At 59.1% G+C, this 23,666-nt stretch carries 17 protein-coding genes; 13 read left to right on the top strand and 4 right to left on the bottom strand.

Translation table 11 applies throughout. From position 1 onward, the window contains the following. The first annotated feature begins 21 nt into the window (after positions 1–21). From KQP88_RS01675 to KQP88_RS01640, 8 genes are all read left to right on the top strand, one after another. Positions 22–1,194 (top strand): SfnB family sulfur acquisition oxidoreductase, encoded by a 1,173-nt coding sequence (locus KQP88_RS01675; RefSeq protein WP_253950589.1) that lies wholly within the window; start codon positions 22–24, stop codon positions 1,192–1,194. Positions 1,195–1,218: 24 nt separating this feature from the next. After that, entirely contained in the window at positions 1,219–2,412 is a 1,194-nt protein-coding gene (locus KQP88_RS01670) for an SfnB family sulfur acquisition oxidoreductase (RefSeq protein WP_216704675.1), read from the top strand. Next, on the top strand, positions 2,412–3,782 hold the full coding sequence (locus KQP88_RS01665; RefSeq protein ID WP_216704674.1) for an LLM class flavin-dependent oxidoreductase: 1,371 nt from the start codon (positions 2,412–2,414) through the stop codon (positions 3,780–3,782). The genes KQP88_RS01670 and KQP88_RS01665 overlap by 1 nt, the downstream gene beginning before the upstream one ends. Before the next feature lie 187 nt (positions 3,783–3,969). After that, complete coding sequence (locus tag KQP88_RS01660) at positions 3,970–4,758, top strand: MetQ/NlpA family ABC transporter substrate-binding protein (RefSeq protein WP_216704673.1); 789 nt, start codon at positions 3,970–3,972, stop codon at positions 4,756–4,758. A gap of 1 nt (position 4,759) precedes the next feature. Then, on the top strand, positions 4,760–5,881 hold the full coding sequence (locus KQP88_RS01655) for a methionine ABC transporter ATP-binding protein (protein ID WP_216704672.1): 1,122 nt from the start codon (positions 4,760–4,762) through the stop codon (positions 5,879–5,881). After that, positions 5,871–6,515 (top strand): methionine ABC transporter permease, encoded by a 645-nt coding sequence (locus KQP88_RS01650; protein ID WP_216704671.1) that lies wholly within the window; start codon positions 5,871–5,873, stop codon positions 6,513–6,515. Before KQP88_RS01655 ends, KQP88_RS01650 begins: the two co-directional genes overlap by 11 nt. A gap of 64 nt (positions 6,516–6,579) precedes the next feature. Next, on the top strand, positions 6,580–7,206 hold the full coding sequence (locus tag KQP88_RS01645; RefSeq protein WP_216704670.1) for a class I SAM-dependent methyltransferase: 627 nt from the start codon (positions 6,580–6,582) through the stop codon (positions 7,204–7,206). Positions 7,207–7,372: 166 nt separating this feature from the next. Next, the gene (locus KQP88_RS01640; protein WP_216704669.1) at positions 7,373–7,840 is read left to right on the top strand and encodes a hypothetical protein; all 468 of its coding nucleotides are present in this window, start codon (positions 7,373–7,375) and stop codon (positions 7,838–7,840) included. Positions 7,841–8,021: 181 nt separating this feature from the next. Here KQP88_RS01640 and KQP88_RS01635 read toward each other — a convergent pair whose 3' ends face one another. From KQP88_RS01635 to KQP88_RS01620, 4 genes are all read right to left on the bottom strand, one after another. After that, on the bottom strand, positions 8,022–11,063 hold the full coding sequence (locus tag KQP88_RS01635; protein ID WP_216704668.1) for an efflux RND transporter permease subunit: 3,042 nt from the start codon (positions 11,061–11,063) through the stop codon (positions 8,022–8,024). Further along, positions 11,060–12,130 (bottom strand): efflux RND transporter periplasmic adaptor subunit, encoded by a 1,071-nt coding sequence (locus KQP88_RS01630; protein WP_216704667.1) that lies wholly within the window; start codon positions 12,128–12,130, stop codon positions 11,060–11,062. The genes KQP88_RS01635 and KQP88_RS01630 overlap by 4 nt, the downstream gene beginning before the upstream one ends. After that, on the bottom strand, positions 12,127–13,245 hold the full coding sequence (locus KQP88_RS01625; RefSeq protein ID WP_216704666.1) for an efflux RND transporter periplasmic adaptor subunit: 1,119 nt from the start codon (positions 13,243–13,245) through the stop codon (positions 12,127–12,129). Before KQP88_RS01625 ends, KQP88_RS01630 begins: the two co-directional genes overlap by 4 nt. A 105-nt stretch (positions 13,246–13,350) precedes the next feature. Further along, positions 13,351–14,328, bottom strand: coding sequence for an RHS repeat-associated core domain-containing protein (locus tag KQP88_RS01620; RefSeq protein WP_216704665.1), 978 nt, complete (start codon positions 14,326–14,328; stop codon positions 13,351–13,353). A 470-nt stretch (positions 14,329–14,798) separates the two neighbouring features. On the opposite strand from KQP88_RS01620, the gene KQP88_RS01615 reads away from it, so the two are divergent. From KQP88_RS01615 to KQP88_RS01595, 5 genes are all read left to right on the top strand, one after another. Then, positions 14,799–15,314, top strand: a complete 516-nt coding sequence (locus KQP88_RS01615; protein WP_025258081.1) for an Hcp family type VI secretion system effector — start codon at positions 14,799–14,801, stop codon at positions 15,312–15,314. Positions 15,315–15,392: 78 nt separating this feature from the next. Next, positions 15,393–17,435 (top strand): type VI secretion system Vgr family protein, encoded by a 2,043-nt coding sequence (locus tag KQP88_RS01610; protein ID WP_216704664.1) that lies wholly within the window; start codon positions 15,393–15,395, stop codon positions 17,433–17,435. Next, a complete protein-coding gene (locus tag KQP88_RS01605) occupies positions 17,425–18,168 on the top strand; it encodes a DUF4123 domain-containing protein (RefSeq protein ID WP_216704663.1) in 744 nt (247 codons plus the stop codon). Before KQP88_RS01610 ends, KQP88_RS01605 begins: the two co-directional genes overlap by 11 nt. Then, complete coding sequence (locus KQP88_RS01600; RefSeq protein ID WP_216704662.1) at positions 18,165–23,138, top strand: RHS repeat-associated core domain-containing protein; 4,974 nt, start codon at positions 18,165–18,167, stop codon at positions 23,136–23,138. The genes KQP88_RS01605 and KQP88_RS01600 overlap by 4 nt, the downstream gene beginning before the upstream one ends. Further along, positions 23,135–23,605, top strand: coding sequence for a hypothetical protein (locus KQP88_RS01595; protein WP_216704661.1), 471 nt, complete (start codon positions 23,135–23,137; stop codon positions 23,603–23,605). Before KQP88_RS01600 ends, KQP88_RS01595 begins: the two co-directional genes overlap by 4 nt. The last annotated feature ends 61 nt before the right edge of the window (positions 23,606–23,666 follow it).

Here is a 23,666-nt window from a genome sequence, read left to right as displayed (position 1 = left end):
CCTTTGTTACTCCCGGCCAAGGTGTTGCACAACGACGCCCAGGCCATTGCTGCCGCCCATGAACTGGCCGATATCGCACGCCTGAATGCAGCCAGACGCGATCAGGAGCGAAAACTGCCCTGGTCGGAAATCGAGCAGTTCACCCGTAACGGGCTCGGCAGCATTTCCGTTCCCAAGGCTTATGGTGGCCCGCAGGTTTCCTTCGCGACCATCGCCGAAGTGTTCCGGATCATCTCGGCCGCCGACCCGGCACTTGGACAGATCCCACAGAACCAGTTCGGCATCCTCCATCTGTTGCAGGACGGCGCCACCGAAGAGCAGAAAAAAGCGTTGTTTCAAAGCGTCCTGGATGGCTGGCGCATCGGCAATGCAGGCCCCGAACGCGGCACGAAAAACACTCTGGAACTCAAGGCGCGTATCACCGCCGACGGCGACCGTTTTGTCATCAACGGCCAGAAGTTCTATTCCACCGGCGCCTTGTTCGCCCATTGGGTCGCGGTCAAGGCACTGGACGACGAAGGCCGGCAGATCATGGCCTTCGTGAAACGTGGCTCACCGGGCCTGAGCATCGTGGACGACTGGTCGGGCTTCGGTCAGCGCACCACGGCAAGCGGCACGGTGTTGCTGGATAACGTGCCGGTGGAAGCCGAACACGTGATCGCCAACTGGCGACTGGCATTGACGCCGAATATTCAGGGTGCGGTCTCGCAACTGATTCAGGCCGCCATCGATGCCGGCATCGCCCGCGAAGCCATCGATGACGCCATCACCTTTGTACGCGAACGCTCTCGTCCGTGGATCGACGCCAACGTCGAGCGGGCCAGTGACGATCCGTATGTCATCGCCGATATCGGCAGACTGAAACTCGATCTGCATGCTGCCGAAGCCCTCTTGCGCAAGGCCGCGCAAACCCTCGACGAAGTGAGCGCAGCGCCCATCGATGAAGCCTCAGCTGCCCGAGCATCCATTGCAGTGGCTCGCGCCAAGGTGCTGACCACGGAAATCTCCCTGCAGGCCAGCGAAAAGCTGTTCGAGCTGGCAGGCAGCCGCGCCACGCTGGCGCAGTACAACCTCGACCGCCACTGGCGTAACGCCCGCGTGCACACCCTCCATGACCCGGTGCGCTGGAAGTACTACGCCGTCGGCGCCTGGCACCTGAACGGCACCCAGCCTGCACGCCACTCCTGGATTTGAACCAGACAACTGGAGAACATCGTTATGAGTTTCACTCCACACCCTGTCGTCATCACCAGTGACGCGCAGGCCCTGCAAGTGGCCAGCGAACTGGCGCAGACCTTCATCACCGACAGCGCGTTGCGTGACCGCGAGCGTCGTCTGCCGAATCCCGAACTCGACCTGTTCAGCCAGTCCGGCCTGTGGGGCATCAGCGTGCCCAAAGCCTTTGGCGGTGCGGGCGTGTCCAACGTCACCCTGGCCCAGGTGGTGCAGATCATCGCCCAGGCCGATGGCTCGCTCGGGCAGATTCCGCAGAACCATTTCTACGCCCTTGAAGTGCTGCGCGTGAATGGCAGCGAGCAGCAACAGGCTCGTCTGTATGCCGAAGTGCTGGCCGGAAAACGCTTCGGCAATGCTCTGGCAGAATTGGGCACCAAAACCGCCAGCGACCGTACTACCCGACTGGAGCGTGAAGGCGACGGTTATCGCATAAACGGCCGCAAGTTCTACGCCACCGGCGCGCTGTACGCGCAGCGGATTCCGACCTCGGTCATTGACGACGAAGGCGTGCAGCACCTGGCTTTCGTCCCTCACGACAGCGCCGGTCTGAAGGTTATCGACGACTGGAGCGGCTTCGGCCAGCGCACCACTGGCAGCGGCTCGGTGGTGTTCGAGAATGTGTATGTCAGCGCCGACGATGTCATCCCGTTCCAGAGTGCTTTCGAGCGCCCAACCACGGTCGGCCCGCTGGCACAGATTCTCCATGCAGCCATCGACACCGGCATTGCCCGTGCAGCCTTTGAAGACGCCCTGGTATTCGTGCGCACCCGCACGCGCCCCTGGATCGATTCAGGCATAGAAAAAGCCGTGGACGACCCGCTGACCCTGCATGCCTTCGGCAAGCTGGGCATCCGTCTGCATGCCGCAGAAGCCCTGCTTGAACGGGCAGGCGAGTATCTGGACATCGCACAGGCTGACAGCAACGACCAGACCCTGGCCGCGGTTTCCATCGCCGTGGCCGAGGCACGGGCCATCAGCACGGAAATCTCCCTGGAAACCAGCAGCAGGCTTTTCGAACTGGCAGGCAGCCAGGCGACGCTGGCCGAGCACGGACTGGATCGTCACTGGCGCAATGCCCGCGTACACACCCTTCATGATCCGGTGCGCTGGAAATATCACGCCATCGGCAATTACTACCTCAACGACACCAATCCTCCACGTCGGGGGACCATCTGATGGCCAGGAAAAAGATCCTGCTCAATGCGTTCAACATGAACTGCATCGGCCACATCAACCATGGCCTGTGGACCCATCCACGGGACAACTCCACCCAGTACAAGACCCTGGAATACTGGACCGAACTGGCAAAACTCCTGGAGCGCGGCCTGTTCGACGGACTGTTCATCGCCGATATCGTCGGCGTGTACGACGTGTATCAGAACTCGGTGGACGTCACTCTCAAGGAGTCGATCCAGTTACCGGTCAACGACCCGCTGTTGCTGGTGTCTGCCATGGCGGCAGTCACCCGTAACCTGGGCTTCGGCCTCACCGCCAACCTGACCTACGAAACGCCTTATCTGTTCGCCCGTCGCATGTCGACCCTGGACCACCTGAGCCGTGGCCGGGTGGGCTGGAATATCGTTACCGGCTATCTCGACAGCGCAGCAAGGGCCATGGGTTTGACGGAACAGGTCGAGCACGATCGCCGTTACGATCAGGCCGATGAATACCTGGAGGTGCTGTACAAACTCTGGGAAGGCAGTTGGGAAGACGGCGCGGTCATCAATGATCGTAAGGAACGTGTCTATGCCAGGCCGGACAAGGTCCATAAGGTTCGGCACAAGGGCGAGTTCTATCAGGTCGAGGGTTATCACCTCTGCGAGCCGTCACCGCAGCGAACCCCGGTGCTGTTCCAGGCGGGCAGCTCGGAGCGCGGCCTGCAGTTTGCCGGGCAGAATGCCGAGTGCGTGTTCATCAGCGGCCAGAACAAGGCCGCGACCCGTGAGCAGGTGGACAAGGTACGCGCCAGCGCCGTAGAGGCCGGACGCAATCCCGACAGCATCAAAGTGTTCATGGGCCTGAACGTGATCGTCGGTGCCACCGAAGCCATTGCCCGTGAGAAATATGCCGAATACCGCAGCTACGCCAGCGCCGAAGCCGGTGTCGCGCATTTCGCGGCCTCCACCGGTATCGACTTTGCCGAGTACGAGCTGGACGAACCCATTCAGTACGTGAAAAGCAACGCCATCCAGTCCGCGACGAAAAACCTCAAGAACAACGACTGGACCCGCCAGCGCCTGCTCGACCAGCACGCTCTGGGTGGCCGCTATATCACGCTGGTCGGCTCACCTGAACAGGTGGCGGACGAGCTGGAATCCTGGATCGAAGAAACCGGCCTGGACGGTTTCAACCTGACCCGCATCGTCACCCCGGAAAGCTATGAGGACTTCATCGACCTGGTGATTCCCGAGCTGCAACGTCGTGGCTCCTACAAGACCGCTTATGAAGACGGCAGCCTGCGCCAGAAACTGTTTCCCACAGGCAACGCGCACCTGCCAGACAACCATGCAGGCTCAAGACACCGTAGGGCTAACACCGATCATTGAAGATGGATAAATCACTTTGTGGGAGGCAGCTTGCTGGCGACTTCAGCGCACAGACACAGAATATCTGCCGGTTTTCAGGCCTTTTTTTCGCCAGCAAGCTGCCTCCCACAGGTTTTGTGTATGCCTGCTGATCGGCATTACCCCGTGAAAAGCCACACCCAAATTTTTCAAAACAACGGACAACATCATGAAAAAACCCTTTATCGCCCTGGCCCTGAGCCTGTTGACCCTCACCGCCCATGCCGCCGATGCGCCCTTGAAAGTCGGCACCACCGCCGCCTTCGCCATCCCGCTGGAGGCGGCTGTCGAAGAGGCCGCCAAACAGGGCCTGAAGGTCGAACTGGTGGAGTTCACCGACTGGATCGCACCCAATGTCACCCTCGCCGCTGGTGACATCGATGTGAACTACTTCCAGCACATCCCGTTCCTGACCAACGCCAACGAGGCCGCCGGTTACAACCTGGTGTCCTATGCACCGGGCATCATCAACAACGTCGGGCTGTACTCGAAGAAATACAAAAGCTTCGATGAGCTGCCCACGGGCGCCACCGTGGCCATCGCCAACGACCCGATCAACAGCGGTCGCGGCCTGCAATTGCTGGCCAAGGCGGGCCTGATCACCCTCAAGCAAGGCGTGGGCTACAAGGCCACCGAAGAAGACATCACCGCCAACCCGAAGAAGATCAAGATCATCCAGGTCGAAGCCGTGCAACTGGTGCGCGCCTACGATGACGCGGATCTGGTTCAGGGCTATCCGGCCTATATCCGTCTGGCCAAGACCTTCCCCGCCGACTCGGCCATTCTGTTCGACGGCCTGGACCATCCGGAATACGTGATTCAGTTCGTGATCAAGCCTGAACGCAAGGACGATCCGCGCCTGGCAAGGTTTGTCGATATCTATCAGCACTCCCCGGTGGTTCGCGCCTCTCTGGACAAGGTCAACGGCAAGCTCTACCAGCCGGGCTGGAAGGAATGACATGAACGCACTCGCGCAACGGCAAGAGCCGACCGCTCCCGCACATTCGGCCAGCCATACCGAACTGCACCCGGACCTGAATCACGCTCATGTGCGCTTCAGCAATCTGGGCAAGACCTACCACGGCCAGCAAGGCCCGGTGCAAGCCCTGAGCAACATCGAACTGGCCATCCAGAAAGGTGAGATCTTCGGCATCATCGGGCGCAGCGGTGCAGGCAAGTCATCGCTGATCCGCACCATCAACCGCCTCGAACAACCCAGCAGCGGCCGGGTGCTGATCGATCAGGTGGACATTGGCGAATTCGACGAAGACAAGCTGGTAGAGCTGCGCCGACGCATCGGCATGATCTTCCAGCACTTCAACCTGATGTCGGCCAAGACCGTGTGGCAGAACGTCGAGCTGCCGCTCAAGGTCGCGGGCGTGCCCAAGGAGCAGCGCCAGCGCAAGGTCACTGAACTGCTGGAGCTGGTCGGCCTGCAGGACAAGCACAAGGCTTACCCGGCTCAGCTCTCCGGCGGGCAGAAACAGCGCGTGGGCATTGCCCGGGCGCTGGTGCATGACCCGGCCATCCTGTTGTGCGACGAAGCGACCTCGGCGCTGGACCCGGAAACCACTCAATCGATCCTTGGCCTGCTGCGCGAGATCAACCAGCGCCTGGGCCTGACCATCGTGCTGATTACCCACGAGATGTCAGTGATCCGCGATATCTGCAACCGCGTGGTGGTGCTTGAAAAAGGCCAGGTGGTGGAGCAAGGCCCGGTGTGGCAAGTGTTTGGCAACCCGCAACATGAGGTGAGCAAAACCTTGCTCGCGCCCCTGCAACTCGGCTTGCCGAAAGCCTTGCTGGAGCGCCTGACGCCACAAGCGGCTCACCCGGACGCCACGTTGCTGCTGGACCTGAGCTTTACCGGCGTCAGCGCCGAAGAACCAGACCTAGCTGCACTGTTCGCAGCCCTGGGTGGCCAGGTGAAGTTATTGCAAGGTGGCGTGGAGCGTATTCAGGAGCGTGCCGTCGGGCATCTGACCCTGTCGATCAGCCGCTCGCCCCACAGTCGAGACGAATTGCTGGCCCGCGCACGCCAGCATGCGCCACATGCGGAGGTACTGGGTTATGTGGATTGATCGTTTGTTGCAAGGCGTGCTCGATACCTTTCTGATGGTCGGCGTGTCCTCTTTCATTGCCCTGCTGCTGGGCATTCCGATGGCGGTGATTCTGGTCACCAGCTCCAGAGGGGGAATCTACGAAGCACCGGTGCTGAATCAGGTATTGGGCGCCTTCGTTAACCTGTTTCGCTCGATTCCGTTCCTGATCCTGATGGTCGCGCTGATCCCGTTCACGCGCCTGATCGTCGGCACCAGTTATGGCGTCTGGGCGGCCGTGGTGCCATTGACCATTGCCGCAACACCCTTCTTCGCCCGCATCGCCGAAGTCAGCCTGCGTGAAGTCGATCATGGCCTCATCGAAGCGGCACAGGCCATGGGTTGCCGTCGCTGGCATATCGTCTGGCATGTACTGCTGCCTGAAGCCTTGCCGGGCATTGTCGGTGGTTTCACCATCACGATCGTCACGATGATCAACTCCTCGGCCATGGCCGGTGCCATCGGTGCCGGTGGGCTGGGTGATATCGCCTACCGCTACGGCTATCAACGCTTCGACACACAGATCATGCTCACCGTGATCGTGTTGCTGGTGGTGCTGGTGGCCGCCATTCAACTGGGTGGCGACCGGCTGGCTCGGGTTCTGAACAAGCGCTGAGCCATTGCTTCGGTCCGGGCTGGAGGTATATTGACGACCTCCATTGCCCGGACAACCGTTTGCCATGAAGCTCGACGCCCAAGACCTCGCCCATATCACCGCCGTCACCGTCGGCCATTACAACCAGGTGGCCGAAGACTTTCGCGAAGGCACCCGCGACCACGACGTCAGCCAGAACATTGCCGCCCTCTTGCGCCATATCCAGGGGCCGACGCCCTGGCAGATTCTGGATTTCGGCTGCGGGCCGGGCCGTGATCTGAAGACTTTCAGCGCCATGGGCCACGTCGCGGTGGGGCTGGACGGCAGCGAACAATTCGCCCGAATGGCTCGCGAGGACAGCGGTTGCGAAGTGTTGCACCAGAACTTTCTGGAGCTGGACCTGCCGCTCGCCCGCTTCGACGGCATCTTCGCCAATGCCGTGCTGTTTCACATTCCCAAACAGGAACTTCCCAAGGTCCTGCGCCAATTGCACGCCACCCTCAAACCGGACGGTGTGCTGTTCAGCTCCAATCCCAGAGGCCAGAACCAGGAAGGCTGGAAAGGCGAGCGCTATGGCTCGTATCACGACCTGGAATCATGGCGTGAGCTGCTGAACGAGGCGGGCTTTGTAGAGCTTGAGCACTACTATCGCCCGACTGGTTTGCCAAGGGAGCAGCAACCTTGGCTGGCGAGTGTCTGGCGACGAAGCTGAGCGCTACATCGACTTGACGAAAGCATTCAACTCCTATTGCGTGCATGGCGTGACTGGCATTTTTGTCAGTATCAGCGCAGCAGCATGGCGCTTAGGATGGGCTCCAGAAAAAGGGGTTCGCACTCAATGAATGGGGCCCGAATGTTAATCGATCAGGGAGATGATCATGGCAACTCAATATATTCAGAACGGCAATTTCAAAGACGATTTCAACTATTGGAAAGGACCTGTGGGTTTTGACCCTGGCCTTGAGCGTTATGGCTTCGGACAAAGCATCCTGTTGCCGGTAGCGACAAATATCAGCCAGGGTCTGCCGGACTTGCCGGGCACGACCATGCTTATCGAGTTCGACGCACTCAGCGCTGATGCAGCCGTAGAGGACGCCTCGTTTGTGGTCAGTGTGGGAGGCTTCAGGGCTGACGGCGTAGTAATGGTTTCGCCTGTCACCGGTTTTGCGACGCCGGACTGGCAGCGTTTCTCGGTCAACATGTATTTCCAGGACGATCTGACCTCCTGCTTCCTGAACGTCTCGACCCCTCGACCGGCGGTCTCTGCCAACCATCCAGAGGGGACTTTCACCATGAGCCCTGTGCGGTTCGGGGATTTCAGCCTGGTTGAAAGCGATATCGGCTGACGCGGGACAATCCCTGGGGGTATTGCTGATCAGTTAAGGCCATAAATCATTTTGTGGGAGACAGCTTGCTGGCGACTTCAGCGTACAGACACGGAATATCTGCCGGTTTTCAGGCCTTTTTCGCCAGCAAGCTGCCTCCTACACGTTTGTGTGTGCCTTAACTGATCGGCATTAATCGCGTCTACGCGGGCTCCTTGATTCTGTACCACGCCACATAAAGAGCGGGCAGGAACAACAGGGTCAGCAAGGTCGCGATGATGATGCCGCCGATCATCGCGTAAGCCATCGGTCCCCAGAACACTTCACGTGCAATGGGGATCATGCCCAGGCTGGCCGCTGCCGCCGTCAGCAGAATCGGGCGACGGCGATGCTCGGTGGCTTCGACCACGGCATCCCACGGCGAGTAGCCGCTCTGTTCATAGGCATGGATCTGGGTCACCAGAATCACCGAGTTGCGGATGATGATGCCGATCAGCGCCAGCACCCCGAGAATCGCCACGAAACCCAATGGCGTGCCGGTCGGGATAAGCGCCAGCACCACGCCGATCAACCCCAGCGGCGCAACACTGGCCACCAGAAACATCTTCTGCACGCTGTGCAACTGGATCATCAGAAAGGTCGCCATCAGGAACAGCATCAGCGGCACGACACTGGCAATCGGCCCTTGGGCCTTGCTGCTTTCTTCAACCGTGCCGCCGGTCGCCACCTTGTAGCCCACCGGCAAACCTGCGGCGAACTTGTCGACTTCCGGCTTCAACTGCTTCACCAGATCGGTCGGCTGGATCTCGTCGCGAACTGCACCTTTCACCGTGATGGTCGGTTTGCGATCACGCCGCCAGACCAGTGGCTGCTCCAGTTCGTAACCCACCGTGGCAAAGGCCAGCAGCGGAATCGAGGCTCCGGCAGGCGTCACGATCTGCAGGTTCTGCAGGGTTTCCGGCGTACCGCGTTCGGCATCTTCAGCGCGGCCCACCACGTTGACCAGATAGATATCGTCACGCACCTGAGTCACCGCCGAACCGCTGACCACGCTGTTCATCAGTTGCGCAACATCTTCGGAAGACAGCCCCAACTGTCGCGCCTTGTCCTGATTGATATCGATGCGCAGCACCTTGCCCGGCTCGTTCCAGTCGTAGATGACTTCACCCACGTGCGAGTTCTTGCCCAACAGCGTGGCCAGTTCAATGGCGTGCTGGCGAACCTTGTCGATGTTCTCGCCACTGACCCGATATTGCAGCGGACGCCCGACCGGCGGCCCCATTTCAAGTGGCTGCACATAGGAGCCGATCCCGACATATTCATCGCGCAGGCGCTTCTGCAGCCGTTCGGTCAGCGCACCGCGCTCCTCCAGCCCTTTGCTGACGATAACCAACTGGGCGTAGAACGGGTTTTCCAGTTGCTGGTCCAGCGGCAGATAAAAACGCACCGCGCCCTGGCCGATATAGGTGCTCCAGCGCTCTATATCCGGATCGTCCTTGAGGCTGGCCTCAAAACGGTCAACGACCTTGCGCGTCTCGTTGATCGAGGCGTTCTGCGGGAGGTTCAGATCGACCAGGATTTCAGGCCGGTCCGACGACGGAAAGAACTGGTTCTGCACGAACTGCATCGAGAACAGCGAGGCGGCAAACAGCAACAGGGTCATGCCGATGGCCAGCCAGCGATGACGCATGGCCCACAGCATGCTGCTGTTGAATGCACGTCCTATACGGCCCGGCTCTTCGGACTTGGGCTTGATGTTGCTGCTCAGAATATGTACGCCGATCACGGGCGCAAACAGCACGGCCACGATCCATGACACCAGCATCGCCACGGCAATCACCGCAAACAGCGTGAAGGTATATTCCCCCGCCGAGCTGTTGTTCAGGCCAATGGGCACGAAACCGGCCACCGTTACCAGCGTGCCGGTCAGCATCGGGAACGCGGTCGAGGTGTAGGCATAGGTCGCAGCCTGCTCCCGGGTTTCGCCCATTTCCAGGCGTGTGACCATCATTTCCACGGTAATCATGGCGTCGTCCACCAGCAGCCCGAGGGCGATGATCAACGCCCCGAGGGAAATCCGCTGCATGGTGATGCCGCTGTATTCCATGAACACGAAGACCATGGCCAGCACCAGCGGGATGGAACAGGCCACCACCAGACCGGCACGTACCCCGAGGCTGACAAAGCTGACCACCATCACGATGATCACTGCCTCGAACAGCGCGCTGGTGAAACCGCCCACCGCCTTGTCCACCACTTCAGCCTGATCCGACACCTTGTGCACACCAACGCCCACCGGCAACTCGGCGGTGGAGATGTCCATGCGCTCATGCAACGCCTTGCCGAACTCCTGGATGTTGCCGCCCTTCTGCATGGCGATGGACAGGCCGATGGCCGGTTTGCCGTTGTAACGGAACAGCGGTTTGGGCGGATCCGTATAGCCTCGGGTGATTTCAGCGATATCGCTCAAGCGGTAGAAACGGTCATTGAGCCGCAGGTTGACCGCTGCCAGGTCCTTTTCCGAAGCGAATTGCCCGGAGGTGCGCACGGAAATCCGCTCCGGCCCGGCCTCGATCACCCCGGCAGGCGTCACCGCGTTCTGGGATTGCAGGCTTTGCACCACCTGACGCTGATCCAGACCAAGAGCCGCCAGCTTGCGGGTGGAGAAGTTCAGGTAGATCACCTCATCCTGCTGGCCGATCATTTCCACCTTGCCAAGGCCCGGGACCGCACGGATATCGGCGCGCACCTTCTCGACGTAATCGCGCAACTGACGCATCGAGAAACCATCGGCGGTAAAGGCGTAGATCGAGCCGAACACGTCACCGAATTCGTCGTTGAACGCCGGCCCCTGCAAGCCTTGGGGGAACTGCCCGCGAATGTCGTCGATCTTCTTGCGCACCTGATACCAGATCTGCGGTATGTCCTTGGCACTGGTGGTGTCGCGCAGGTAAACGAAAACCGTGGACTCGCCTGGCCGGGTATAACTTTTCACGTAGTCCAGTGAATCCAGCTCTTCAAGCTTCTTCTCGATGCGGTCGGTCACCTGCTTCAGGGTTTCGTCCACGGTCGCGCCGGGCCAGCGGGTCTGGATAACCATGGTCTTGATGGTGAAGGACGGATCTTCTTCACGCCCAAGCTTCATGTAGGAAAACACGCCCATCAGCAGGGCGACGAACATCAGGTACCAGACAAACGACTGATGCTTGATGGCCCACTCGGACAGATTGAAGCTTCCTTTCATCGCGGGCTTTCCTCATCGACTTTGACTTTCTGCCCCGGCTTGAGGCTGTTGACGCCCGCACTGACCACCTTCTCACCGGCATTGACTCCGCCCGTCAGCAGGAAGCTGTCGTTGTCACGGCTGACGACATTCACCTCTCTGGGATTTACCGTCTGGCTTTGCGGGTCGATGATCCAGACCCGGTTTTTGCCATCCAACTCCTGCAAGGCCGTGATCGGCAGGCTCATGCGCGGGGCAATGGCGGAACTGAGGGTCACGCTGATCGCGGTCCCGAGCCGCAATGCCGCAGGCGTGTCAGTCAGAGTCAGGCGTGCCCGGCGGGTACGGGTCGAGCGGTCGGGCTGCGGTTCGATTTCCCGAGGCGTGGCGGTGGTTTTCACCTGCGGATCAAGCTGGCTGGCCACGTTGAACACCACATCGGCGGGCAATTGATCCACCAGCGAAACGGGCAGATCGATCACCGCTTCCTTGATATCGGGCCGCGCCAGAGTCACGACCTCCTGCCCGGCCGTGACGACTTGCCCGGCCTCGGCCTGCCACTCGGTAACCACCGCATCGTGGTCCGTGCGCAACTCGCTGTAGCTCAACTGATCATTGGCCTGTTGGGCAGCAGCTCTGGCCTGATCCAGGGACGAGCGCGTGGTTTTCAGCTCGGTCAGGGCATTGTCCAGTTGCGCCTGCGCGCCGACGCCACGGTCGAACAACTCCTGCTGGCGACGGGCATTGGCCTGGGCATTGATCCACTGCGCCTCGATACGGGCCTGATCGCCCTGGCGAGCGCGCACGTTATTCTGCTGATCGGTCGGGTCGAGGGTCGCAAGCAGGTCGCCTTTTTTCACTTCGCTGCCCACATCGACATGGCGGGACGCGATACGACCCGGCACCCGAAAGCCCAGCACGCTCTGGTAACGCGCCTGAATATTGCCGGCGAAACGTCCGAACTCCAGTTGCGAATCAGGCCGGGCCTCGACAAAGACCACCGGCCGGACCGGCTCGGGTGGCGTTTCATCCTTGCCACAGCCACTCAGCAGCAAACCGCTCAACAACAGGCAGACCAGACGCTTCATGGCTGCACCTGAGCATTGTGTTGCTGTGGTTGATCGGCGATTTCGACCTGCATGTCCGGGTGCAATAACTGTCCGCCAGCCACCACGACTTTCTCTCCACTCTTGAGCCCGTCACCGATGATGACTCTGGACGTCAGGTAACGAGCGACCTGAACCTTGCGCAGGTTGACCTTGCCCTGCTCGTCCACCACCCACACGGCGGGCTTGCCCAGATGCTCGCCAAGGTCCTTGGTCAGGGCCGACCACGGCAGCTCGACGCTGGCATTGGCTGGCGCGCTCAAGGCCACGCTGACCACAGAGCCCAGATCCATGCCTTCAGGCAAAGGATCAAGCGCGACCTTGACCTGCAAGGTACCGGTTTCAGCCGAAACCGCCGGGGTCACTTCGCGCACCTTGCCGCTGACCTTGATGGCCGGGTTGTCGAGCAAGGTGACTTGCACCGGCTGATCGGTCGGCGGCTGAACGAACAGCGACTCGTAAACGTTGAACACCGCATCGCGCTCGCCATCCCGGGCCAGATCGAAAATCGGCACGGTCGCCTGCACCACTTGCCCGACCTCGGCCTGACGCGCCGTGATCACACCCGGCGTATCGGCGACCAGCGCGGTGTAACTCAACTGCTCGCGGGCATTGGCCAGTTGCGCCTGAGCGGCCTTGAGCGCGCTCTCGCTGCCGCGCAATGCCGCCTGGGCCGAATCGTATTCGCTGCGACTGGTGTAGCCCTTGGGCAACAGCTTTTCCTGACGCCCGAAAGCGGCGCGAGCCTGAGTGACCCGCGCCTGCTCGGCGGCCACCGAGGCGAGGGCCGAGTCGACATTGATCTGCAGGTCTTTGGGGTCGAGCCGGGCGAGAACCTGATTGGCGGTGACACGATCACCGACATCCACATTACGCTGGATGATCTTGCCATTGACCCGGAATGAAAGCCGGGTCTGCACACGCGCCTGAATATCACCGGTCAAAGCAACGCTGGCGGCAAAGTCGGCAGTCTTCACCGTTTGCACATAAACCCGCGGCAGATCGACAGCCGCCGGTTTTTCCTGGCCACAGCCAGTCAGTAGCGCCATGGCTGCGGCAAAGCCGAGCATAACCAGTCCAGAAGAACGAGCAGGCATGCAGACTCCTTTTGCGGCTGCCAGATGCGAGAGTGATATCACGAGAGAGGAACGTGAACATGCGACTGTGCGCAGGCGGGAGGGTTCCTTGCGGTACTCAACTCTTCAGAGGGGGGACTCGTATAGATCCAGAGAACGGATTGATGAGCTTGATCTGATACGCGTACTGATATTTCTCAGGTTCACAGTCACCGCCTCCCGACGTTTTATCTGCTCCACAGCTACCACCCTCCGCAAATTCGCCAGATTTTTCGGGTTTCTTGACGCAATCACCGAACCAACCCGTGTACTGGCAGCAACGACACCGAGCGCCAGAGCGGCCCACCCCATGGGTTCCAATGCAGGAGAATCGGGGGCGACTTCAGCTACGATCTGTCGGGCTACACCAAGCACACCACCTGCCACCGCACTCGTGCCGGTAATGATCGTGGATAGGCTACCCGCACTGAAAAAACCGGCTTGAGCGGCCTTCACGGATAACAGGAAAGGCAGCGAAGGGAGCAGGGTGGCGGTGGCAGCTGTCAGCGCAGCCACGCTGAGCACTATGCCTACGATGAACTGCCAGGACGTATGCCCCGTGGGGTCAATGTGATTGACCGGATCTCCCAGGCAATAGGCATAAGGATTCACGCCACCCTCGCCAAACGGGCTCAAGCTGTCCGGACTGTTGAAACGCATCAGTACCGGGTTGTAGGCGCGATACCCCTTGCCCAACAGATAATGGCCCGTGACGGGATCGGGGCGTTCACCGTTGAAACCGGGCAGGTCGCCAAGCGGCGCATGATGACCGTACGGTGCATAAGCGATGGCGGTGCGCTGCCCCGATGTTGCCGCATGGAGCACGCTGCCTGGCTGATCGGTGCTGGTCAGGGTCGTAGCGAGGACTTTGCCGATCATCGTTTGCAGTGCCAGCAACTGATTCTCACGGTGGAAAAAAGTGCGCTGCCCGGCACCCTGGATTTCGTTGGCCAGCCTGTCCGCCCGATAGAAAGACCGGGTGACAGCCTCGGCAAGCGGCATACGGGTCGCGAGGCGATCCAGCGGGTCATACTCATAGCGGCACAGGGCAATTTTATGAGGCATGGCGAGTGACCATTCCAGGCAATGTGTACGGGCAAGGCTGATCTCACCCGAACCTTCACAATGAACTCACACGCGAATATTGGCTACCCGTAGAAATGACAGTTGCAGGCAGGAAAACCTGTACAGAAGAAAGTGCAAACCGGCTTTCGTTTCCGGCTCATAGATGACACATAGCCATTATGCGCAAGAAGTTGCGCACTTTTCTGTGGATAACCTGTGATCAGTTCTCTCTGACTCACGCCGCTCAAGCCCTCCAGCCAAGTGCGCAAGAAGTTGCGCAGTGGTGCGCAACTTCTTGCGCACTTTCATAGGGTTTTCCACGTAAAAATCATGAAAACCGGATGATTAATTTCATATCTATCTGATTTATATAGTAAATATTCTTTCTGGCACAAAGCTTGATCAGTATTTGCCACCCATCAGGCAAATTCGCCTCCCGGGACCCTCAAGTTTCAGCAAGGAGAGCATCCATGGCTACACCCGCGTACATGTCCATCACCGGCGAAAAACAAGGCCTGATCACTGCCGGCGCCTTCACCGCCGACTCCGTGGGCAACACCTTTCAGGAAGGCCACGAAGACGAAGTGATGGTCCAGGCGTTCCATCACGACGTGATCATCCCGCGTGACCCACAGTCCGGCCAGCCAACCGGCCAGCGCGTTCACAAGCCGGTGAAAATCACCAAGGTTTTCGACAAGTCCTCGCCTCTGCTGCAAGCGGCCCTGACTTCCGGCGAGCGCCTGAGCAAAGTCGAAATCAAATGGTTCCGCACCTCCGCTCAAGGCACTCAAGAGCACTACTACACCACCGTTCTGGAAGACGCGATCCTCGTCAGCTCCAAGGACTACATGCACAACTGCCAGGATCCTGCGAACGCGCATTTCACGCACCTGGAAGACATCGAAATGACCTACCGCAAAATCACCTGGACCCACGAAGTCTCCGGTACTTCGGGTTCCGATGACTGGCGTTCGCCTGTGGCCTGATACGGCTGAGGTTTCAAGCATCGACCGGCCTCTGCTGGTCGATGTTGTTTACGCCCTTTCAGAATCGAGGAACAAGGGATGTTCGCGCCGGCCAATCAGACTCACTTCAGCCTGACCGTAGAAGGTTTAAACAGCGACCTGCAGGTCCTGGCCCTCAACGGGCGGGAAGCCATCAGCCAGCCGTTCGTGTTCGACGTGGAACTGGTCAGCGAGCAGCCGTCCCTGGACCTTGAAACCCTGTTGCACAAACCCGCCTTCCTGCAGCTTTCGCCGGACGGCAGCGGCATTCATGGCCAGATCTATCGCGCCGCCCAGGGTGATTCCGGCAAGCGACTGACCCGTTACTCGGTGACCCTTCGCCCGCAACTGTCCTACCTGGCCCACCGCATCAACCAGCGCATCTTCCAGAACCTCAGCGTGCCGAAAATCATCGGCCAGGTCCTCGAAGAGCATGGCATCCAGAGCAACGCCTACGAATTCAAGGTCGGGTCGGTTTATCCCGAGCGCATCTACTGCGTTCAGTACGATGAATCGGACCTGCACTTCATCCAGCGCCTGTGCGAGGAAGAAGGGATTCACTACCACTTCCAGCACAGCAGCACGGGCCACAAGCTGGTGTTCGGCGATGACCAGACGGTGTTCCCGAAACTCGCCCCTGTGGCCTATCAGCAAGACTCCGGCCTGGTCGCCAACGACCCGGTCATCAAGCGCTTCGACCTGCGCCTGGAAACCCGTACCAGCCGCACCACCCGCCGCGACTACGACTTCGAGAAACCGCGCCTGACGCTGGAAAGCGAAAACCGTGGCAACGCCCTGCCCGACCTCGAAGACTACGACTATCCGGGCCGCTTCGTGGACCGCGAGCGCGGCAAGCACCTGGCCAAGCGCGCCCTTGAGCGTCATCGCAGCGACTACCAGCTGGCCGAAGGCAAAAGTGATCAACCGTTGCTGGTCAGCGGCCACTTCCTCGCCCTGACCCAACACCCCAAGGCCAAATGGAACGACCTGTGGCTGCTGACCGAAATCATCCACGAGGGCAAACAGCCTCAAGTGCTGGAAGAGTCGGTCACCAGCGACACCACGACTCTCAAGGACGATTTCCATCAGGGTTATCGCAACCGCTTCCAGGCCACGCCCTGGGACGTGCCCAACCGCCCGCCGCTGCTGCACCCCAAACCGCGCATCCTGGGCAGCCAGAGCGCCGTGGTGACCGGCCCGAAAGGTGAAGAAATCCACTGCGACCAATATGGCCGCGTCAAGGTCCAGTTCCACTGGGACCGCGAAGGCCAGGCCGACGACAAGACCAGTTGCTGGCTGCGCGTCTCGTCCGCCTGGGCCGGCGCCCAGTACGGCGGCATCGCCATCCCGCGCATCGGCATGGAAGTACTGGTCAGCTTCCTGGAAGGCGACCCCGATCAACCGCTGATCAGCGGCTGCCTGTACCACAAGGAAAACGTCGTCCCCTACGAACTGCCGACCAACAAGACCCGCAGCACCTTCAAGACCCTGAGTTCACCGGGCGGCGGCGGTTACAACGAACTGCGCATCGAGGACAAGAAAGGTCAGGAACAGATCTACCTCCACGCCCAGCGCGACTGGGACGAGAACGTCGAGCACGACCAGAAGATCCGCGTCGGCAACGAACGCCACGACACCGTCGAGCAGAACAGCTACAGCGAGTTCAAGGCTGAGGAACATCACACGACCTATGCCGACCGCAAGGTCGAAGCTCGGGCCGACGATCACCTGACTGTTGCGACCAACCAGCACGTCAAGATCGGGACAGGGCAGTTCATTGAGGCCGGGCAGGAGATTCACCTCGACAGCGGCATCAAGATCGTCCTGGAAGCCGGTAGCGAGCTGACGTTCAAGGCGGGTGGCAGCTTCGTCAAAATCGACGCCAGTGGCGTGACAATCAGCGGGCCGGTGGTCAACGTCAATACCGGCGGCAGCCCGGGCGTCGGGTCTGGCATAGCGGCATTGCTGCCCGGATTGTTGAAACAGGCCGATGCCGCCAGAGCCGGTGCAGTGCTGACACCCGCGCAAATCAATACGCTTAAACGCAACGCGCCGTTCTGTGAAGAATGCGAGAAGTGCAAGGACGGTGCCTGTGCAATCTGATCTTTTGAGCCCAACGGCATGGCTGGCAGAACAGCCGCTGCAACCAGGCGAGCGCCTGTACCTGATCATCAGTGCGGCCAGCGACGCCGAGCCCCTCAAGGCCTTCTACCAGCAAAGCCATGCGCCGCAACTGATCCCGATCTGGAGCGGCACACCTTACGCCGACTGGCAGCCCGTGATGCCCTACCTTGTCGAGCTGAAACCCGATGCTGGCTTCATGCAATGGATCGCCGAAACTGACGCTCAGGATTGGGGCTGGCTCGCCGTATCGCGCTCGGAACCCGATACCGTATTCGAACACCTGCGCAGCCTGACCCAAGTGAAAATGCCCGACGAAACCGAGGTGTTTTTCCGGTTCTGGGATGGGCGGCATATCTATCCGATCCTGAAAGGGCTGGGTGATTCGGCGGGTGAACTGATGCCGATGTTCGAGCGCTATCTGATCAATGGCCGCAGTCTGGAAGTCGCGCCAAGGTCGGTGCCGAAAGCGAAGGACTGGCCGTGGTGGGAAGTGCCTCAGACACTGCTGGATGGCCTGATGGCTGAAAACCCGTCAACCATCATCGACAACATGATGCAGTGGTTGCTGGATGAACATGCCGAACTGTACTTCTCGTTCCCCGAATCCAACCTGCGAGAAAAAGTGGCGCGCTTCGTGAAGCGCACGCCGCTCAAGGAAGAAAACTTTACCGGGCTGTTGAAGGCTCATCTGGAAAATGAGGTGGCGGCATGAGCGTTTTGATGGGCGGATTCACCGGAGCCCTCACGGCCAAACAGCCTGATGCTCAGGCCATCATCAACGACTTCAAGAAATGCCTGGCCGATTACCGCGAACATGCCGAAGCCTGGTATGGCGGCGTGCTGGATGCCGAACAGCAGTTCAAGGTGGGCGACGAGGTCGGCACTGCGGACAAGGACAGCAAACAGCCAAACACCCTGTATGCCAACTGCCCGGCCAACGGCAAACTGAAGCTTGTACACAGCTTCGAATCAGCGCGCTTTGTGCCGATTGGCAATACGCCGGTGCGTCTGGTGCCTGTGGAAGATGGAGTGGTCTACGGCAAAAACGAAGTGGGCCAGGCGATCGATCTGAAAATCGGCCCGAGCGGGATTCTGGAAGTCCCCGGCCTCAAGCCTAATCAGCAATACAAGATCACCTTTTTCCCGAACCCTACCCGTGCGCAGATCGACAGCCTGTTCAACTCTTATCAAGGCGTTATCGGTGATCTGAGCGGCTGGCTGCAAACCGAATGGAGCACCGACTTTTTGCCTCTATGGCAAGCGCATAGCAGCGCGTCCATGGCCGGCAAGGCGATGCAACAACTGGAGTCTGCCTGGAAAGGCTTCCTCAAGGCGATCATGGGCCTGTGGGGCGATATCAAGGGTCTGTACGACCTGGTTGCTCATCCCCGCGAGAACTACGAAAAGCTCAAGAAGTTCTTCACCGAGGAAGAGATCAAGAAGATCTATAACGCCTCCAAGGGAGCGATTCAGACGGCCCTGCTGATCGCCAGCGACGAACCACTGATGTGGATCTACGTCGCGGCAATCGTGGCCTGGGTCAAGATGCTGCCGCCACAGACCTGCACGGAAGTGCTGGCGGAACTGACCACCGAAGTGCTGCTGAACATCCTGATCGGTATCGTCCTCACGGGCGGTATCGGCCTGGCTGTACGGGTCAGCGCCAAAGGCCTCAATGCTGCCAAAAACAGCGGCAAGGTCATGAAGCTGATCGAAGACTTCACGTCCATGCTGATGAAGATCAGCAAGAAGAACGCGACCGGCCACGCGGAAACCGCCAAGCCCCTGCTGCTCAATGGCAACTCGCCAATGAACCCGGCGCGCAAGACCAGCGTTGAAATCGCCGCGCCCAAACCTGCAGAAACCGCGACGGCCCCCAAGCGCAAAGCACCCGTTTCAGGCGGTGAAGTCGAAACCGATGCGCAGATTCATGCACGCGGCAAGAAAGAAAATGCAACGCGCATGGAACAGGCGGAAAAGACCGACGACGCTGCCAAGCAATCAGAAACGCCTGCCAAGCAGCCCGCCCAGTGCGCAGACAAGACCTGCACCAACGGCGAACCGGTATCGATGGTGACCGGCGAAGAACTGCTGACCCTGACCGATGGCGAGCTCGGTGGTTTGCTGCCTCTGGAGTGGACGCGCCTGTACCGCAGCAGTGCGGTCGAAATCGATAGCCGTCTGGGCCATGGCTGGAGCCATTCGCTGTCTCATCGTCTGCAACTGGACGATGAAGGCGTGCTCTGGACGGACAACGAAAACCGTCAGACCCGCTTCCCGATGCCGACCGAGCAACGTCCGGCCATCACCAACAGCCTTGCCCAGGCCGCCATTTACCTCGGGGATGCTCCTGGCGAACTGATCCTGACCCAGGCCGGGGCAAAAGCACGCTTCTATCACTTCCGTGCCGGTCGCCTGACCACCATCAGTGACCCGTACGACAACCAGGTCCATATCACGTACGACCTGGTGGACCGGATTCAGCGCATCGACAACGGTGCTGGCCGCGCCCTGCTCTTGCGCTACGACGACCGGCATATCGTCGCCGTGGATCATCAGCAACAACGTCCGGAGTATGACGAGCGTGGCGAGCGTCAGGACCCGTGGCTGACCCTCCAGACCTTTGTCACCTACGGCTACAACGACAAGCACCAACTCGTCTCTGCCACCAATGCGGTGGGGGAAACCGAGCATTACCGCTACAACGACCAGCACGTCATTCTGGAACGGCAAATGGCCGGTGGTGCCAGCTTCTTCTGGGAATGGGAGCGCGAAGGCAAGCTCTCGCGCTGCGTGCATCACTGGGCCAACTACTCGCAACTCGAAGCGCGTTATGAGTGGGACGACAAAGGCACGGTCACTGTCCATAACGCCGACGGCAGCGAACAGGTTTACGTGCATGACGAAAATGCCCGCCTGATCAGCGAAACCACTCCCGATGGCGCACAAACCCAGAAAGCCTATGACGATAAAGGCCGCCTGATTGCCGTAAAAGATCCGCTGGGGGCCATTACCGAGTATCAGTACAACGACGCCGGGCGCCTGATCGCCGTGATCCCGCCGGAAGACGCGACGATCCGTTACAACTACTTCGACGGGCAACTGGTCGAGGTCCTGCGCGGCAAAGCCCGCTGGCAATATGACCGTAACGAACAAGGCGACATTACCCGGCAGATCGACCCCCACGGCAACGAAACCCATTACAGCTACGACCGTCAGGGCCGTCTGCTGGAAATCCGTCATCCCGATGGCAGCCGTCATCAACTGGGCTGGAACGGTCTGGGCCAATTGCTGGAAGAACGCCTGCCCGACGGCGGCCAGCGCAAATACCGTTATGACGCCCTCGGTCGGCAGATCACCCGTCAGGACGAAACCGGTGCCATCACCCATTACCAATGGGATGCGGTCAATCGCCTGAGCCAGGTCACCTTGCCCGGCGGTGCCACCCGCGCCTTCGCTTACAACCCGTATGGCCGCGTCACCGCCGAGCGCGATGAGCTGGGCCGTATCACCCGTTACGAATACGCCGACAACCTGCACCTGGTCAGCCGCCGCATCAATCCCGACGGCAGCCAGTTGCGCTACCGCTACGACAACTCGCGCCTGCTGCTCACCGAAATCGAGAACGAGCGTGGCGAGCGTTACCACCTCAATTACTACTCGAATGGCCTGATCCAGCAGGAAACCGGTTTCGACGGTCACCGCACCGCGTATGAATACGACCTCAACGGCCAGTTGCTGAAGAAAACCGAATTCGGCGATGACGACAGCGAGCTGGTCACCGAGTACCAGCGCGATGCTGCTGGCCGCCTGTTGGTCAAGACCCTGCCCGACGGCGAACAGATTCACTACAGCTACGACGCCCTTGGCCGCCTGGTCAATGTCGACGACGGCAACTGGCCGCTGGCCTACGAATACGACCTGCAAGACCGCCTCATCACCGAACACCAGGGCTGGGGCACCCTGCGCTACGAGTACGACAGCGTCGGCCAGCTCAAACACTGTCGCCTGCCGGATGGCAGCAAGCTGGACTACCACCATCATCGCGGCGGGCAACTGAGCAGCATCGACCTCAACGGTTCGCGCCTGACGGCTCACCAGTTCAGTGGCGGACGGGAGCGGCAGCGTCAGCAGGGTCTGTTGCTCAGCCAGTATCAGTACGACGAACAAGGTCGCCTGCAGGCTCACAGCGTCAGCCAGCAGGATCGTGATCTGTTCCAGCGTCGCTACGCCTACGATGCCAACGGCAACCTGGCGGGGATCGATGACAGCCGCAAGGGCAACCGCAGTTTCCATTACGACCCGCTGGACCGTCTGATCAACGTTCGTGGCAACACACCGGAAACCTTCGCCCACGACCCGGCCGGTAACCTGCTGGGCCAGGGCGATTTGCCCACAGCAAACCTGGCCAACGTCAAAGGCAACCGCCTGCTGATGCAAGGCGACCGCCATTACGACTACGACGCCTACGGCAACCAGATCCGCGAGCGTCGTGGTGCCGGGCAGAAACTCGTCACCGAATACCGCTACGACGCCCAACATCGCCTGATCGGTGTCAGCCTACCGGGCGGCAGTGTCGCCAGCTACAAATACGACGCCTTCGGGCGCCGCATCGCCAAGACCGTCGACGGCCACACCACCGAATTCCTCTGGCAAGGCGAACGCCTCGTCGCCGAAAGCGCCGACAACCGTTATCGCAGCTACATCTACGAACCCGGCAGCTTCCGCCCGCTGGCCATGCTCGACGGCGAAGGCCCACGCAAAGCCACGCCGTTCTACTACCAGCTCGACCACCTCGGCACGCCACAGGAACTCACCGACTACAGCGGCGAGATCATGTGGTCCGCCAAATACCGCGCCTACGGCAACCTCGCCGCCCTGGACATCGCCGAAATCGACAACCCGCTGCGCTTCCAGGGTCAGTATTTCGATACGGAGACAGGGTTACACTACAACCGGCATCGCTACTACAATCCGGGGACTGGACGGTTTTTGACGCCTGATCCGATCAAGCTGGCGGGTGGGTTGAATAATTACCGGTATGTGCCTAACCCTACGGGGTGGGTGGATCCGTTGGGGTTGAGTGATAGCTGTCCAGGATCAGGAACCGCTCTTCCCAATAACACTGCGAATGCGACGAAGCCTGATCGCATACCCATGACTCAAGATAAATACGATGAGATTATCAATCTTGAGAAAGGAAACAGGCCTGGTAATGTCCGTGAATATTTACCTGATGAATATGTAAATTTACATGAGGAAGCTTTTAGAACACAGGGTAGTTCTTTCGTTGTTATTGATGACTGGATCGAACTTTCTAGTTACCCAACCTTCCCACCAAGAAAATTTGTTGGTTTGCCATCAGAAATGGACGCTGTAATTGCCAAATACAAGGCAAGCGGGGGGAATTGGCAGGTATTAAATAGAGAGCTAAATCTTGGATCTGGGGATCTTTCAGATAAAAGAATCTATCTCGTAAAAATCAAGCCTGGCGACCCTAGATTCAAATATGAGCTACCACATGGAAATGAGGCAGGCGCTTATCCTAAAGAATGGGTACCAGGAGGCGAGACCAAAAGTGGAACTAAAGAAGCGGCCTTGGTAGGGTCGGAAGAAATTAATCACGGAAAAGATGTAAACAAGCTCCTAAACCAATTCGATGAATGGGAACAACTTCAATGATTAGCAACTTTGAAAAAGCTTTAAGGAGAAATGAGTTTCCAGCATACTTCAGAGGGAGCGGTATTTATTTTACAAGAGACCCTGACTGGGGGACACAACTTCATGCTATCAACTGGTCCGGCCTATGTAGCTTTTTAAAGTTACAAAAAAATCCAACCGCCCTGCTAAAAGACGCGTTTGAAAAATACGTGCTAAGCATTGAAGAAACGCGAGAAGAAGCAAGCGACCTATTGGAAAACATCATCTGTTACTACCATATGAGGAAGAAAATTCCAGAACTATCTGAGAATGGGTTCGATTTGATCCGTGATTTAGGAACTGACGGAAAAAAAATTGTTTCAAGTGTAATGAGACTGCTAAAAGAAGAGATTGGCAGATCTAACAGCGCTCAGGATGTTGAAAACTATAACTTAAATATAAGTAAGCTGATCAGAGATGGCGGCCCAGAAAATATAGAAAACTTATAACTGTAGGTAATATCATGTTGTAAAAAAGGGGGAAGTTGGCGGCTTTGATACGGGTTAGCAG

The sequence above is a fragment of the Pseudomonas lijiangensis genome, from assembly GCF_018968705.1.
Classification (GTDB): domain Bacteria; phylum Pseudomonadota; class Gammaproteobacteria; order Pseudomonadales; family Pseudomonadaceae; genus Aquipseudomonas; species Aquipseudomonas lijiangensis.
The sequence above is the reverse complement of the archived record's forward strand: the minus strand, read 5'-3'. Positions and strand labels throughout refer to the sequence as shown.

What these genes read in the sequence shown, in the direction of transcription:
- KQP88_RS01615 (WP_025258081.1), top strand. Translation starts at nt 14,799, where the DNA reads ATGGCTACACCCGCGTACATGTCCATCACCGGCGAAAAACAAGGCCTG.
- KQP88_RS01670 (WP_216704675.1), top strand. Translation starts at nt 1,219, where the DNA reads ATGAGTTTCACTCCACACCCTGTCGTCATCACCAGTGACGCGCAGGCC.
- KQP88_RS01625 (WP_216704666.1), bottom strand. Translation starts at nt 13,245, where the DNA reads ATGCCTGCTCGTTCTTCTGGACTGGTTATGCTCGGCTTTGCCGCAGCC.
- KQP88_RS01640 (WP_216704669.1), top strand. Translation starts at nt 7,373, where the DNA reads ATGGCAACTCAATATATTCAGAACGGCAATTTCAAAGACGATTTCAAC.
- KQP88_RS01645 (WP_216704670.1), top strand. Translation starts at nt 6,580, where the DNA reads ATGAAGCTCGACGCCCAAGACCTCGCCCATATCACCGCCGTCACCGTC.
- KQP88_RS01660 (WP_216704673.1), top strand. Translation starts at nt 3,970, where the DNA reads ATGAAAAAACCCTTTATCGCCCTGGCCCTGAGCCTGTTGACCCTCACC.
- KQP88_RS01655 (WP_216704672.1), top strand. Translation starts at nt 4,760, where the DNA reads ATGAACGCACTCGCGCAACGGCAAGAGCCGACCGCTCCCGCACATTCG.
- KQP88_RS01600 (WP_216704662.1), top strand. Translation starts at nt 18,165, where the DNA reads ATGAGCGTTTTGATGGGCGGATTCACCGGAGCCCTCACGGCCAAACAG.
- KQP88_RS01635 (WP_216704668.1), bottom strand. Translation starts at nt 11,063, where the DNA reads ATGAAAGGAAGCTTCAATCTGTCCGAGTGGGCCATCAAGCATCAGTCG.
- KQP88_RS01620 (WP_216704665.1), bottom strand. Translation starts at nt 14,328, where the DNA reads ATGCCTCATAAAATTGCCCTGTGCCGCTATGAGTATGACCCGCTGGAT.
- KQP88_RS01650 (WP_216704671.1), top strand. Translation starts at nt 5,871, where the DNA reads ATGTGGATTGATCGTTTGTTGCAAGGCGTGCTCGATACCTTTCTGATG.
- KQP88_RS01630 (WP_216704667.1), bottom strand. Translation starts at nt 12,130, where the DNA reads ATGAAGCGTCTGGTCTGCCTGTTGTTGAGCGGTTTGCTGCTGAGTGGC.
- KQP88_RS01610 (WP_216704664.1), top strand. Translation starts at nt 15,393, where the DNA reads ATGTTCGCGCCGGCCAATCAGACTCACTTCAGCCTGACCGTAGAAGGT.
- KQP88_RS01665 (WP_216704674.1), top strand. Translation starts at nt 2,412, where the DNA reads ATGGCCAGGAAAAAGATCCTGCTCAATGCGTTCAACATGAACTGCATC.
- KQP88_RS01595 (WP_216704661.1), top strand. Translation starts at nt 23,135, where the DNA reads ATGATTAGCAACTTTGAAAAAGCTTTAAGGAGAAATGAGTTTCCAGCA.